Below are 13,509 nucleotides of genomic sequence, written 5' to 3' on the forward strand. Positions count from 1 at the left end.
TTCTTCAATTCAAAGGCGGATGCGAGGCTTATTCGCCGCCGCGGTTCTTCAGGGCTGCGCCCAGGATGTCGCCGAGCGAAGCGCCGCTGTCGGACGAACCGAACTGGGCAACGGCTTCCTTCTCTTCCGCAATCTCCAGAGCCTTGATGGACAGCATGATCTTGCGGTCCTTCTTGGAGAAGTTGGTGACGCGGGCGTCGAAGACCTGGCCGACCGAGAAGCGCTCAGGGCGCTGTTCGTCGCGGTCGCGGGCGAGATCGGCGCGACGGATGAAGGAAGTGATATCCTCGTGGTTGACGAGCTTCACTTCGACACCGCCGTCGTTGACTGCGATGACTTCGCAGGAAACGACTGCATTCTTGCGCAGGTCGCCAGAAGCAGCGGCGTCGCCGACTGCATCCTTGCCGAGCTGCTTGATGCCGAGCGAGATGCGTTCCTTCTCGACATCGACGTCGAGAACGACGGCCTTGACGACGTCACCCTTGTTGAACTCCTCGATGACCTGTTCGCCTGGACGGTTCCAGTCGAGGTCGGAGAGGTGCACCATGCCGTCGACATCGCCGTCGAGGCCGATGAACAGGCCGAATTCGGTCTTGTTCTTGACTTCGCCTTCGACTTCAGTGCCGGCCGGATGGCTGCGGGCGAATGCTGCCCACGGGTTTTCCAGCGTCTGCTTGAGGCCGAGCGAAATACGGCGCTTGGACGGGTCGACTTCGAGAACGACGACTTCGACTTCCTGGCTCGTGGACAGGATCTTGCCGGGGTGAACGTTCTTCTTGGTCCAGGACATTTCCGAGATGTGGATCAGGCCTTCGATGCCCGGCTCCAGCTCGACGAATGCACCATAGTCGGTGATATTCGTAACGGTACCGGAAATCTTCTTGCCTTCCGGATACTTGGCCTGGATGCCATCCCACGGATCGCTCTCGAGCTGCTTCATGCCGAGCGAGATACGGTGGGTTTCCTGGTTGATACGGATGATCTGAACCTTGACCTGCTGGCCGATGTTCAGGATTTCCGACGGATGGTTCACACGGCGCCATGCCATGTCGGTGACGTGCAGCAGGCCGTCGATGCCGCCGAGGTCAACGAACGCACCGTAATCGGTGATGTTCTTGACGACGCCGTCAACAACCTGGCCTTCTTCGAGGTTCTGGACGATTTCAGAACGCTGCTCGGCACGGGATTCTTCCAGAACCGTACGGCGCGAAACCACGATGTTGCCGCGGCGCTTGTCCATCTTGAGGATTTCGAAGGGCTGCGGATTGTGCATCAGCGGGGTCACGTCGCGGATCGGGCGAATATCGACCTGAGAACGCGGCAGGAAGGCGATCGCACCGTCGAGGTCGACCGTGAAGCCGCCCTTGACCTGGTTGAAGATCACGCCTTCGACGCGCTCGCCAGCTTCGAACTTGGCTTCGAGCTTGACCCAGCTTTCTTCGCGGCGAGCCTTCTCGCGCGACAGAACGGCTTCGCCAAGCGCGTTTTCGATGCGCTCGACATAAACTTCGACTTCGTCGCCGACCTTCAACAGGCCGTCCTTGGCGCGCGCGCCGAATTCCTTGAGCGCGATGCGGCCTTCAACCTTCAGGCCGACGTCGACAACGGCGACGTCCTTCTCGATGCCCGTGACGATGCCCTTGGTGACATAGCCTTCGGCCAGGTCGTTCTTGGCAAAGGACTCTTCGAGAAGAGCCGCGAAATCCTCGCGGGAGGGGGTAGCTACTGACATAAAATCTCCTGCGTGTCCTGAAACGGAAGCGGACACGTATGCGCCGGTTGGTTTGCGTTGAACGGGCCTGAACCCAGTCCGCCCTCTCACGAAGGCAATCCGGCGCTTGGACGGAATTTCAGGCTTGCTATATTAGAAGCGATCCATGCTCAGAGCACGCAAAATCGCTTGAATTTAGGCATTTCGGCTCAAGACCGCATCGATGATCGATTGAGCAGCTTGAAACGCGGCCTCTATACTCATTTCCGACGTATCAAGCAAGTGCGCATCATCAGCTGGTTTCAAAGGGCTGTCGGCCCGTCCCATGTCACGTTCGTCCCGCCGCTTGACGTCCTCGAAGATCGCATCGAAATCTGCCGCAGCGCCCCTGCCGAGGATCTCGTCATAACGGCGTCGTGCGCGAACTTCCGGCGACGCCGTTACATAGAGTTTCACTGGCGCGTCCGGGCAGACGACCGTGCCGATATCGCGCCCGTCGAGCACGGTTCCCGGCGCTTTCGCCGAAAACCGCCGTTGCGCCTCGACCAGAGCCCGGCGCACCGCCGGCATGACGGCAATCTTCGAGGCGGCTTCGCCGATCTCATGTTTGGAAAGTATATCGCGATCCAATCCAGCGAGTTCAACCTCTCTTGCGATCTTTTCCGCCACCGCCTCATCGTCCAGCGGCAGGCCGGCATCGAGCAGCGCCTTGGCCGTGGCGCGATAGGTCAGGCCGGTATCCAGATGATGGAAGCCGTATTGGTCGGCGATGCGGCGTGAAAGCGTGCCCTTGCCGGCCGCCGCCGGGCCATCGATGGCGATGGTGAAGGTCTCGTTTGTCATATGATCAATCCTGCGGCAGCACGCCGAAACGGCGAATGAGGTCGTCTTTGCGGACATGCGGCAGCTGGCACATCATTCCGCCACCAGCTCGATCTTCGCTCCAAGGCCGGTCATCAGCTGCATGAATTCCGGAAAACTAGTCGCGATCATCGCCGCGTCGTCGATCGTGACAGGATGCTCCGAGGCGAGCCCCATGACAAGGAAGCTCATGGCGATGCGATGGTCGAGATGTGTGCTGACCTTGCCGTCGGCAGCGTTGCCGAGGCCCGTGCCGTCTGGCCGGCCGCGCACGATGAGAAAATCCTCGCCCTCGTCGCAATCCACACCATTGAGTTTCAGCCCGTCGGCCACAGCGGAAAGACGGTCGGACTCCTTGACGCGCAATTCCTCAAGCCCCTTCATGATCGTCGCGCCCTCGGCGAAACAGGCAGCGACAGCCAGGATAGGATATTCGTCGATCATCGACGGCGCGCGATCTTCGGGAACGGTCACGCCCTTGAGCTCGGAATGGCGCACGCGCAGATCCGCCACGTCTTCGCCGCCGGCAAGACGTGCGTTCAGCACCTCGATATCAGCCCCCATCTCCTGCAGCGTCAGGATCAGCCCGGTGCGGGTCGGGTTCATCAGCACGTTGACGATGGTGATGTCGGAGCCGGGGACAAGCAGCGCCGCAACCAGCGGGAAGGCGGTGGAGGAGGGATCGCCCGGAACGTCGATCACCTGGCCCGCCAACTTGCCGCGGCCTTCGAGCCGGATTGTGCGCACACCCTCGCTGTCCGTTTCGACGGAAAGGGTGGCGCCAAAACCCTGCAGCATCTTTTCGGTATGGTCGCGCGTCATCACCGGCTCGATGACGGTGGTGACACCCGGCGTATTGAGACCGGCAAGCAGGACGGCCGATTTCACCTGGGCGGATGCCATCGGCACCCGATAGCGGATCGGGCTCGGCGTTCCCGGGCCTCTGAGCGTCACCGGCAGCCTGTCGCCCTCGGAGGCGCTGACCTGCACGCCCATTTCGCGCAGCGGATTGAGCACGCGGCCCATCGGCCGTTTCGAAAGCGAGGCGTCGCCGATGAAGGTGGAGCGAAAGTCGTAGGTGCCGACGAGGCCCATGGTCAGCCGCACGCCGGTGCCGGCATTGCCGAAGTCGAGCGGCGCGTCAGGTGCAAGCAGCGCACCGTTGCCGGTGCCCTCGATCACCCATTGTTCGCCCACCTTGCGGATTCTGGCGCCCATTGCCTGCATTGCGCGGCCGGTATTGATCACGTCCTCGCCTTCGAGCAGGCCGGTGATCCGGGTTTCGCCGGAAGCAAGCCCGCCGAACATAAAGGAACGATGCGAGATCGACTTGTCGCCCGGAATACGCACGCTGCCCGTAAGACCGGCGGATTTGCGGGCGGTGGCGGGCCTGGGCGCAGAGCCGTGCAACATGCGTAATCCTTTGCAAATGCAGTCTATTTTTGCCACAAGACAGGCTTGGCCGGTCGCAATTCCCGTCCGCTTCTGCAGCTGTTGCGGCTCGTTAACACAAACGCGCCGGGCGGTCATCCGTCGGCTTGCCAAAAACCCCGGGCTTCGATCGCAAAGTTTGGCTTTGACATGGGAAGCCACAGCGATTAAGGGGACCGGCTTATAAATTCCGATGGAACGCCGGCTTGATCGGCATTTGCCGAATCTCTTATTCGGTCATTCACACGAGGCTTATAGTGGCGAAAGCGGAACTTGGAACCAAGCGTACCGATCCGGAAACCGGCAAGAAGTTTTATGATCTGAACCGGGATCCGATCGTTTCTCCTTATACCGGCAAGTCCTATCCTCTGTCCTTCTTCGAAGAAACCTCGGCGATCGCCGAAGTTGCCGAAGAAGACGAGGTCGCGGAAGTCGATACTGAAAACACCGAAGTCGAACTGGTTTCGCTGGAAGATGCCGATGAAGCCGCCGGCGGCGACGACATTCCCGATATCGGCGATGACGATGTTGAAATCGAAGGCGACGACGACGACGATACCTTCCTCACACCGGACGAAGACGACGACGATGACGACATGAGCGACATCATCGGCGTGACCGGCGACGACGACGAAGTCTGACGACTGCATTTCGGCCCGGCGAGGAAAAAATTCTCCGGGCCGCATTTTTTTAGGCTTGCTATCTCTGAAAACCGGAAGTAATAAGCCGCCACTCCGCAGGGCACGCCTTGAGGAGTATCCCAGGACCGGCCTCGAGCCGGACCACCTTGATGGGGCTATAGCTCAGCTGGGAGAGCGCTTGCATGGCATGCAAGAGGTCAGCGGTTCGATCCCGCTTAGCTCCACCACGCTTCGCCCTTACGGGCTTCGCGTGGCACCGCCGCGAGAAACCGTTAGGCCGAAGCAGTGCCCGGCATAGCCCGAAGGGGGACGACGGGCTGAAACGCTGATGTGGTATGTTTATATTCTCCGCAGCGTTGATTTTCCCGATCAGGAATATACCGGGTCTACCGCAGATCTGAAACAGCGGCTTGCGGCTCACAATGCCGGAAAATCCACCCACACTGCCAAATTCGTACCATGGAATTTGCTCTGGTATTGTGCCTTTCCCGACAAGCACAAAGCCCTTGAATTCGAAAAATATCTGAAATCGCATTCTGGCAGGGCTTTTGCCAGCAAGAGATTAGTCTAGCTTGATTGGGATCCCGGTCGCCTGACCAATTAAAAGACCGATTCCGATTAGGCACCGCATGCTGCCGTGCGAAAACCGAACAGCTAATTTGTGCGAATATGCTTGGCACATTCGCAAATAAAAGACTCTCACCTCCCCACGCCAACTCCGGCAGGCCGCCTGCGCAGCCCGCCGGCGCCTTGCGCTCACATCTCGACGATAACAGCCGTCACCCGCCTGACCACCGGCAGCACCAATAGCAGGACGGGAAAGGCGATCGCCCAGGAGAGCGCCCATGCGGAGGGCCACATGGCAAGTGCAGGCGCAGTCAGGCCTTGTGCTCTCACGATGCTGATCGCTGAGACGACTGAGGTCATCAACAGCGAGAGGATAAGCGGCATGACGATCGTATTGTAACGTTTGGGGAGTTTGCCTTTGGGCATTTTGATCTCCGTAAGGTGCCGATCAGACAATTGCGCAGCGCCGATCGGCGGGTTGCGCGTTGATTGACGTAAACGCTTACGGAGCTTCGATCTGAAGCAACGCCGTTTCTATGGCCGAAAATGTGTTGCCATTCAAGTCCGCCCCCATCCGCTTCCGATCGCCTTTGCCAATTCCTCAATGAGAGGATGTATGTTCGTTGCTGGAATCTCAGCGATTCGGCTCCAGGACCCTCAGCCAATGACCAGATCAAGACGCCGTCGCATCATCCGGACCCGACGAACCCTGACCGGGCTCGCCCTCGTCGGCTCGATCTCGTTTCTGGCTGGCATGACCGATGCGACCGGTCTTCTGCTGACCGGCGATTTCGTCTCCTTCATGACAGGCAACACGACGCGGGCGGCACTGGCCTTGAGTGAGGGCAATCTTTATCACGCGGCGGTCCTGATCTCCGCCATCGTCGTTTTCGTGCTCGGCAACGCGGCTGGGGTCGTCATCGCTCATGTCTCCGAGCGCCGCATCTTCGTGGTGCTCGGCTGCGTCGGTCTCGTCCTGGCGCTCGCCTCGATGATGACGGTGCAGAACATGCTGTTCGCTCGGTTCTACATGATCGTTTTTTCCATGGGCATGGTGAACGCTGCCGTCGAACACATCGAAGGCCTGCCGATCGGCCTAACCTATGTGACCGGCGCCCTGTCGCGCTTCGGCCGCGGCATCGGCCGCTGGATCATCGGCGACCGCCATATCGAATGGACGATCCAGATTGTGCCCTGGGGGGGCATGATGCTTGGCGCGATCGTCGGCGCCGTCCTGACGCGGCTGACGGGCGCGCATGCACTGTGGCTGGTCTCCCTCTTCGCCATGGTGCTTGCACTTGCTGCCATGTTCATCCCGCGGCCGCTTCAGCGGCGCTTCAACCAGAAGATCGCGCCACATCGATCGGCCGCTGCGCGCGTGAAATAGAACCGTCGCATTCCTGTTACCGTCGAATCGGATAGAAAGGACCGCCGCCAATCCCCAAGGAGTGGGTCTTGTTCCTGATTTCGAAGCTTGTCTGGATTTTCGCTCAACCGCTGTCGCTGGCATTCTTCCTCGTCTTTTTTGCCCTGCTTGCCGGTCTTCTGCGCTGGCGTACCTTAAGTATCCTCGGCGCAACGGGTGCGGCCCTCATCCTTTTCGTCACGCTCTACACCACGGCCGGCAACCTTCTGATGCAGGGTCTCGAGCAGCGCTTCGCAAAGCCCGCCGCTGATCCGGGTAGCCTGCAATGCATGATCGTGCTCGGCGGCGCCTTCGAAAATGAGGTGAACACGGCGCGCCACGGCATAGAATTAAACGGCGGGGCCGACCGCTTCATCGAAGCCTTGCGGCTTGCGCAGAAATTTCCGCAGTCGCGCATTCTGGTATCGGGCGGCGACGGCTCCATTTCGGGCATCTACGAAGGCGATGCGGCGGCATCCGAGCGCTTCTTCCCGCTCTTCGGCGTTGGCAGGGATCGCCTGATCGAAGAGAGGCAATCGCGCACGACCTTTGAAAACGCCGTTAACACCAAGGAATTCCTGGCAAGCCAGGGGCTTTCCAATTGCCTGCTGATCACGTCGGGTTTCCACATGCCGCGGTCCGTCGGCATCTTCCGCAAGCTCGGCATCGATATCGTGCCCTGGCCGACCGATTATCGCACCGATGGCCAGGTGAGGCTCGGGCTCGATTTCACCCAGCCGAACCTCAACGCGCAGAACCTGGCGACGGCGATCCGCGAATGGTACGGCTTGGTGGGATATTATCTCGCCGGTCGCACGTCGGAACTTTATCCGCAATAGAGCGCCGCGCGTCCAACAGGACGCGCCAAGGACGCTCTATCACTTTGAATTTGCGAATGACTCGAAAATCGATTCCGATTTCGGGTCTTGCGCTGAGCTATTTCTTCGAGATGGTGACGAATTTCGTGCCGCGGACGCGGGCCGTCACGATGCAGGGATCACCTTCGGTGCGGTCGCAGAAACGCGGATGCATCTTCATCGCCAGCACCATGTTGCCGAAGCGCTGGACGAAATCGTAGCCATAGATCTGCGCCGTCGCGATCATGAAATAACCGCCCTCGGCAACCTGCAGGTAGAAATTATAGGTGCAGCCGTCGTCATTGCATTGCGGCCCCTTCTGCCCGTCGCAGGTCAGCTGGCCCTCGTTGACCACCGCATCGATCAGGCCATCATTGTTGATGTCCTGCCGGATGATGAAGCCGTCGGCAAATTCGGCCGTCTTGCACTGCTCCTGGAAGTGTTTCTTCTCGTAGATCTCAGGATCCGAGATCAACGATTGCTGGCCGAAGGCGACAGCCGGCATGACAAGCAGCAGGACGATATTCAGAACGGCGAGCACCAGCGTTTTCACGGCTTTCCTCTTTTGGATAAAGGCTCTGTAGCCCAATGCATGTCGTCCAAAAGTGTGCAGCGGTTTTGGGACAAAGACATGCATCAAATAAAGACCTTCGCTTTATGACGCCGCCGCCTTGCGCCGCCCTTGCCGCCGTGGTTCTTTCCCGAGAATAGGTAGAGCATGATGTCGTCCGAAAACTGCTGACATTTTTCGCCATCATGCTCTGAAACTTCTGCCGGTTCCGAGGTTCGCATGTCCTTGCTCGTCTATCTCGATTATGCCGGCATTGCGCTGTTTGCCGCGACGGGCGCGCTCGCCGCCTCGCGCAAGCAGCTGGACCTGATCGGTTTTCTGTTTTTCGCCATGGTGACGGGAACGGGCGGCGGCACGGTCCGCGATATCGTGCTCGGCCGCGTGCCGGTCTTCTGGGTTCTGAACCCGGCCTATATCCTCGTCTGCTGCGTCATGGGCGTCATCGTTTTCTTCACCGCCCACCTGCTGGAATCGCGCTATCGCCTGCTGATCTGGCTGGATGCGATCGGCCTTGCCGCCTATTGCGTGATCGGCGCCGCCAAGGGCCTCGCCGCCACCGGCTCGCCGACCATCGCGATCGTCACCGGCACGCTGACGGCGACCTTCGGTGGCATCCTGCGCGATCTGATGGCAAACGAGCCTTCGGTGCTGTTGAGGCCGGAAATCTACGTGACCGCAGCCCTCATCGGCTCCGGCGTCTTCACGCTCGCCAATGCGCTCGGAGTGCAGCTCTATCTTGCGTCTGCCTGCGGCGTCGTGGCGGCCTTTGCGGTGCGCGGTGGAGCCCTGTGGTTCGGCTGGACCTTCCCCACCTACAGGCACAAGCCTGGCCGGCATCCGGACGATGTCATGTGAAGCCTAATGCATGTCGCCCAAAAAGTGCGCAGCGGTTTTGGGACACCGACATGCATAAAAAAAGGATCTAAAGGGCGTCGCATGAGGCCGATCCGGCGCGGCTCTAGAGGCGTCGTCAGCCCTGCTTCGCGCGCAGGCGGATCACCACGTCGACATGGGCGATCTCCATGCCTTCAGGCGGTTCCGGCAGATTGGCGATCGTCAGGTTGCTGACGGGAATGTCGAGCACCTCGTTTTCGCCTTCGACGAAGAAATGGTGATGGTCGGAAACATTGGTGTCGAAATAGGTCTTGGCGCTCTCGACGGCGAGAACCCGGATGAGACCGGCTTCCGTGAATTGATGCAGCGTGTTGTAGACGGTTGCCAACGACACTGGCACGCCGGCGGCAACCGCCTCCTCATGCAGTTCCTCGACGGTCAAATGCCGGTCGCCCTTGGCAAACAGGAGGTCGCCGAGCGCGACACGCTGGCGAGTAGGGCGCAGGCCCGCACCGCGCAGCCTTACCTCTATTGCGATCGGGAGTGCACCCGTCATCAAAACCAACTCCAGTTATTCTGGCATAAAGCAATCATGTTTCTTTAAGGGGTATAACTTTTGCATCGGAGCCTTTCAATAGTTCAATGGGGACAGGAGCCTCATAAACGCGGCAAAAACGGGCTTTTGACGCAAATAGGTCTGGTCCCGGCCCTAGCCTTCCTGTATGCGACCACCAAATAATGGCGCAAGCCTGGTCCGGGGCGATGAATGAAGCTGCCTTGCTTGTGCTTCATTTTCTGAAGAACTTGGACTACACGTTCACATCCATCGGCTTGATGCGGGGGGAAAAGAAACTTTATGACGACCAGACAGTCCAGCTTCTCGTATGAAGAACTCATCGCTTGCGCCCATGGCGAGCTGTTCGGCCCCGGCAATGCGCAGCTGCCCCTGCCGCCTATGCTGATGGTTCACCGCATCACGGATATTTCCGAAACGGGCGGCACCTTCGATAAGGGCTACCTCCGGGCCGAATATGACGTTCGCCCGGATGACTGGTATTTTCCCTGCCATTTCGAAGGCAATCCGATCATGCCAGGCTGCCTCGGTCTCGACGGCATGTGGCAGTTGACCGGTTTCTTTCTGGGTTGGCTCGGCGAGGCAGGCCGTGGCATGGCGCTTTCAACAGGCGAAGTGAAATTCAAGGGCATGGTCCGGCCAGAGACGAAGCTGATCGAATATGGAATCGACTTCAAGCGTGTCATGCGCGGCCGTCTGGTCCTCGGCACCGCCGACGGCTGGCTAAAGGCGGACGGCGAGACCATATATCAGGCGGCCGACCTTCGCGTCGGTCTATCGAAAGACAAGACGGCCTGAAACCGCATTTCGAGCGGCTGACGAAAACAACAAAGGTTTGATCAGATGAGACGGGTAGTTGTCACGGGTCTGGGTGTCGTGTCCTCGATCGGAAACGACGCGGCCGAAGTCACCGAATCCTTGCGGCAGGCAAAGTCGGGTATCTCCTTTTCGAGCGATTTCGCCGAACATGGATTCAAGTGCCAGGTCTGGGGTAGTCCCAAGCTCGGTTCGGCGGAACTTGCCGAACTGGTCGACCGCCGCGCCATGCGCTTCCTGTCGCAGGGCGGTGCCTGGAACCATGTCGCCATGAAGCAGGCGATTGCCGATTCCGGTCTTGAGGACAAGGACATCGGCAACAACGAACGCACCGGTATCATCATGGGCTCCGGCGGCCCGTCCACCCGCACCCTCATCGAGGCTGCCGAAATCACTGTGAAGAACAACAGCCCGAAGCGTATCGGCCCCTTCGCCGTGCCGAAGGCGATGTCCTCGACCGCATCGGCCACACTCGCCACCTGGTTCAAGATCCACGGCGTCAATTATTCGATCTCGTCGGCCTGCTCGACGTCGGCGCATTGCATCGGCAACGCCGCCGAGATGATCCAGTGGGGCAAGCAGGACGTGATGTTCGCTGGCGGCCACGAGGACCTCGACTGGACGATGTCCAATCTCTTCGACGCCATGGGCGCCATGTCCTCCAAATATAACGACACGCCGGACAGCGCTTCGCGCGCCTATGACGTCAACCGCGACGGTTTCGTCATCGCCGGCGGCGCCGGCGTGCTGGTGCTCGAGGAGCTGGAGCGTGCCAAGGCCCGCGGTGCAAAGATCTATGCCGAAATCGTCGGCTACGGCGCAACCTCGGACGGCTACGACATGGTTGCCCCCTCGGGCGAGGGCGCTATCCGCTGCATGCGCCAGGCGCTCGCCACCGTCAAAGGTGATGTCGACTATATCAACACCCACGGCACGTCGACGCCGGTCGGCGACAGCAAGGAAATCGGCGCCATCCGCGAGGTATTCGGCTCGAAGATTCCGCATGTCCAGTCGACCAAGTCGCTGACCGGCCATTCGCTTGGCGCTGCCGGCGTGCAGGAATCGATCTATTCCCTGCTGATGATGCAGCAAGGCTTCATTGGCGAAAGCGCTCATATCACCGAGCTTGATCCCGAATTCGAAGGCGTGCCGATCGTGCGCAAGCGCATCGACGACGCCAAGATCGATATTGCCCTCTCCAATTCCTTCGGCTTCGGCGGCACCAACGCCACGCTCGTCTTCCAGCGCTATAACGGATAATAATATGACGGGAATTATGCAGGGTAAGCGCGGGCTCATCATGGGCGTCGCCAACAACCACTCGATCGCCTGGGGGATTTCAAAAGCTCTCGCCGCACAAGGTGCGGAACTCGCCTTCACCTATCAGGGCGATGCGCTCGGCAAGCGCGTCAAGCCGCTTGCTGCCGAGGTCAGCTCGGATTTCGTGCTGCCCTGCGACGTCGAGGACACCGCCTCGGTCGATGCCGTGGTCGACGCGATCAAGGAGCGCTGGGGCAAACTCGATTTCATCGTCCATGCCATCGGCTTTTCCGACAAGAATGAGCTCAAGGGTCTCTACGCCGATACGACGCGTGAGAATTTCAGCCGCACAATGGTCATTTCCTGTTTCTCCTTCACCGAGATCGCCAAGCGCTGCGCGCCGTTGATGGAAGATGGCGGTGCGATGCTGACGCTGACCTACAATGGCTCGACGCGCGTCATCCCGAATTACAACGTCATGGGGGTTGCCAAGGCAGCGCTTGAGGCTTCGGTGCGCTATCTCGCCGCCGACTACGGCCCGCGGGGCATCCGCGTCAATGCCATTTCCGCCGGCCCGATCCGCACGCTTGCCGGCGCCGGCATCTCGGATGCGCGCGCGATCCTCTCCTGGAACCAGCGCAATGCACCGCTGCGCAAGACTGTGACCATCGATCAGGTCGGCAACTCGGCTCTCTACCTGCTCTCCGACCTTTCCTCCGGCGTCACCGGCGAAATCCACTTCGTCGACGCCGGCTTCAACGTCACCTCCATGCCGACGCTGGAAACGCTGCGCAAAGCGGACGTCGAATAAACATTATTCGATCGAAACTCAAAGGCCGTGCGCAGATGATGCGCACGGCCTTTTTCTATCGATAAGAATGATCGGATCGAGGCTGCTTGAGCCCTATTTCTTCGCCCACAGCACCTTGAAGCGGGCGTTGCGGCAGGTTTCCCCGCTTTCCCTGAAATTCGCCGCCAGAACCGGTTCGTAAGGCAGGCCGCGATTGGCGACGAGCATCAGGCGGCCGCCGCCGCGAAGGGCGGATGCGGCAGTCTTGATCATTGCCTGGCCGAGTGCCGGCTCGGCTGCGTGCCCCTCATGGAAGGGTGGGTTCATGATGACGAGATCGTATTTGTCCTTGACCGGCTCACCCGCCAGATCGTGCCAGTAGAAGCGCGCAGGCGCGTTCGGGCAGTTCTCCGCCAGATTATCCCTGGCAGCCTCCAGAGCCGCGTGATCGGCCTCGTAGAGGTCGAGGCGCGTCAGTCCACGCGACTTCTGGGCCAGCTCGACGGAGAGATAGCCCCATCCGGCGCCAAAATCCGCAACGTCGCCGGTGAAATCCTGCGGTAGGCGCGAGGCCAGCAGTTCCGATCCGGCATCGATGCGGTCATGCGAGAACATGCCGGCGGTTGCATTGAAACGGCCGTCGACACGCACCGGCGCCTTTGCCAGCTTGGAGACAATCTCATCGGCATCCGCCGGCCGGCCGAACCAGAAGGCGACGCCGTGATATTTCGGCATATGGTCGACTGCGAGATTGAAACCTTCCATCCGCTTGCGCAGCGGCTGGATGCCGTCTTCCTTCGCGCCGGCAACGACGATCAGGCCGCCGACCCGTGTGCGGGCAATAGCGGCAGCAAGATTGGCCTCGTTCTCACCCTTGTGCTTGGTGCAGAGCACCAGAGCCGCATCGTAGTCCTCGCCGTCGATCTCTGGCTTCGCTTCGATGCGCTGCGCCAGCAGCTGCCGATAGAGTGGCCGGAAGCCCTGGACGGCGCTGAGCGAGGCGGCAAAGCCCTCCGGCAGCGCAAAGCCTGCCTCGGCGCCGAGGAAGAGTACGCGCTCGCCCTCGCCGGGCGCCTCGACTGTGCCGCTGGCAAAGGGATGGAACAGGGTCTTCAGCGTCTCGCTGCTCATGGGCCTCGTCTCGTCTTAAAGCATGTCGCGCAAAAGTGTTCAGCGGTTTTGCGATCACGA

16 protein-coding genes and 1 tRNA gene are annotated in these 13,509 nt (G+C 60.1%); 9 read left to right on the forward strand and 8 right to left on the reverse strand.

Going from position 1 to position 13,509, the window contains the following annotated elements; translation table 11 throughout:
• Window positions 1–28: 28 nt before the first annotated feature.
• The 3 genes from rpsA to aroA form a co-directional block, all read right to left on the reverse strand.
• The gene (gene rpsA / locus AB8B31_RS22215; RefSeq protein ID WP_003544285.1) at window positions 29–1,732 is read right to left on the reverse strand and encodes a 30S ribosomal protein S1; all 1,704 of its coding nucleotides are present in this window, start codon (window positions 1,730–1,732) and stop codon (window positions 29–31) included.
• 174 nt (window positions 1,733–1,906) lie between these two features.
• The gene (cmk, locus tag AB8B31_RS22220) at window positions 1,907–2,554 is read right to left on the reverse strand and encodes a (d)CMP kinase (RefSeq protein WP_065276737.1); all 648 of its coding nucleotides are present in this window, start codon (window positions 2,552–2,554) and stop codon (window positions 1,907–1,909) included.
• 72 nt (window positions 2,555–2,626) lie between these two features.
• The gene (gene aroA, locus AB8B31_RS22225) at window positions 2,627–3,985 is read right to left on the reverse strand and encodes a 3-phosphoshikimate 1-carboxyvinyltransferase (RefSeq protein WP_065276731.1); all 1,359 of its coding nucleotides are present in this window, start codon (window positions 3,983–3,985) and stop codon (window positions 2,627–2,629) included.
• Between the two features lie 275 nt (window positions 3,986–4,260).
• Here aroA and AB8B31_RS22230 point away from each other — a divergent pair, with 275 nt between their 5' ends.
• The 3 genes from AB8B31_RS22230 to AB8B31_RS22240 all read left to right on the forward strand — a co-directional run bounded on the left by AB8B31_RS22230 (window position 4,261) and on the right by AB8B31_RS22240 (window position 5,215).
• Entirely contained in the window at window positions 4,261–4,644 is a 384-nt protein-coding gene (locus tag AB8B31_RS22230; protein WP_003544290.1) for a TIGR02300 family protein, read from the forward strand.
• A 151-nt stretch (window positions 4,645–4,795) separates the two neighbouring features.
• Window positions 4,796–4,871, forward strand: a tRNA-Ala gene (locus AB8B31_RS22235).
• A 101-nt stretch (window positions 4,872–4,972) separates the two neighbouring features.
• Entirely contained in the window at window positions 4,973–5,215 is a 243-nt protein-coding gene (locus tag AB8B31_RS22240; RefSeq protein WP_018244245.1) for a GIY-YIG nuclease family protein, read from the forward strand.
• A 185-nt stretch (window positions 5,216–5,400) separates the two neighbouring features.
• On the opposite strand, the gene AB8B31_RS22245 is transcribed toward AB8B31_RS22240, so the two are convergent.
• Window positions 5,401–5,637 carry a DUF2798 domain-containing protein gene (locus AB8B31_RS22245; RefSeq protein ID WP_065276732.1) on the reverse strand — a complete coding sequence of 79 codons (237 nt, stop codon included), beginning with the start codon at window positions 5,635–5,637 and terminating at the stop codon, window positions 5,401–5,403.
• 238 nt (window positions 5,638–5,875) lie between these two features.
• On the opposite strand from AB8B31_RS22245, the gene AB8B31_RS22250 reads away from it, so the two are divergent.
• On the forward strand, window positions 5,876–6,598 hold the full coding sequence (locus AB8B31_RS22250; protein WP_065276738.1) for a YoaK family protein: 723 nt from the start codon (window positions 5,876–5,878) through the stop codon (window positions 6,596–6,598).
• Between the two features lie 68 nt (window positions 6,599–6,666).
• Entirely contained in the window at window positions 6,667–7,455 is a 789-nt protein-coding gene (locus tag AB8B31_RS22255; protein WP_018448036.1) for a YdcF family protein, read from the forward strand.
• A gap of 97 nt (window positions 7,456–7,552) precedes the next feature.
• On the opposite strand, the gene AB8B31_RS22260 is transcribed toward AB8B31_RS22255, so the two are convergent.
• Entirely contained in the window at window positions 7,553–8,026 is a 474-nt protein-coding gene (locus AB8B31_RS22260; protein ID WP_018448035.1) for a hypothetical protein, read from the reverse strand.
• Between the two features lie 83 nt (window positions 8,027–8,109).
• The gene (locus tag AB8B31_RS22265; RefSeq protein WP_018448034.1) at window positions 8,110–8,265 is read right to left on the reverse strand and encodes a hypothetical protein; all 156 of its coding nucleotides are present in this window, start codon (window positions 8,263–8,265) and stop codon (window positions 8,110–8,112) included.
• Between AB8B31_RS22265 and AB8B31_RS22270 the strand changes: the two genes are divergently transcribed.
• Window positions 8,264–8,899, forward strand: a complete 636-nt coding sequence (locus tag AB8B31_RS22270; protein WP_018448033.1) for a trimeric intracellular cation channel family protein — start codon at window positions 8,264–8,266, stop codon at window positions 8,897–8,899. The genes AB8B31_RS22265 and AB8B31_RS22270 overlap by 2 nt on opposite strands.
• A gap of 115 nt (window positions 8,900–9,014) precedes the next feature.
• Here the strand turns inward: AB8B31_RS22270 and irrA are convergent, their stop codons facing one another.
• Window positions 9,015–9,434 (reverse strand): iron response transcriptional regulator IrrA, encoded by a 420-nt coding sequence (irrA, locus tag AB8B31_RS22275; RefSeq protein ID WP_003555773.1) that lies wholly within the window; start codon window positions 9,432–9,434, stop codon window positions 9,015–9,017.
• Between the two features lie 300 nt (window positions 9,435–9,734).
• Here irrA and fabA point away from each other — a divergent pair, with 300 nt between their 5' ends.
• Genes fabA through fabI form a run of 3 tightly spaced genes read left to right on the forward strand, consistent with a single transcriptional unit; the run spans window position 9,735 to window position 12,339 of the window.
• Window positions 9,735–10,250 (forward strand): 3-hydroxyacyl-[acyl-carrier-protein] dehydratase FabA, encoded by a 516-nt coding sequence (gene fabA / locus AB8B31_RS22280; RefSeq protein ID WP_018448031.1) that lies wholly within the window; start codon window positions 9,735–9,737, stop codon window positions 10,248–10,250.
• A gap of 45 nt (window positions 10,251–10,295) precedes the next feature.
• Window positions 10,296–11,528: a beta-ketoacyl-ACP synthase I gene (fabB, locus tag AB8B31_RS22285; protein ID WP_028731865.1), complete on the forward strand. Its 1,233-nt coding sequence runs from the start codon at window positions 10,296–10,298 to the stop codon at window positions 11,526–11,528.
• A 4-nt stretch (window positions 11,529–11,532) separates the two neighbouring features.
• Entirely contained in the window at window positions 11,533–12,339 is an 807-nt protein-coding gene (gene fabI, locus AB8B31_RS22290) for an enoyl-ACP reductase FabI (protein WP_018244255.1), read from the forward strand.
• A 93-nt stretch (window positions 12,340–12,432) separates the two neighbouring features.
• Here fabI and AB8B31_RS22295 read toward each other — a convergent pair whose 3' ends face one another.
• Entirely contained in the window at window positions 12,433–13,449 is a 1,017-nt protein-coding gene (locus tag AB8B31_RS22295) for a class I SAM-dependent methyltransferase (RefSeq protein ID WP_128408457.1), read from the reverse strand.
• Window positions 13,450–13,509: the final 60 nt, after the last annotated feature.

Origin of the sequence: Rhizobium sp. 62_C5_N11_2 (genome assembly GCF_051811185.1) — a bacterium.
Classification (GTDB): Bacteria; Pseudomonadota; Alphaproteobacteria; order Rhizobiales; family Rhizobiaceae; genus Rhizobium; species Rhizobium leguminosarum.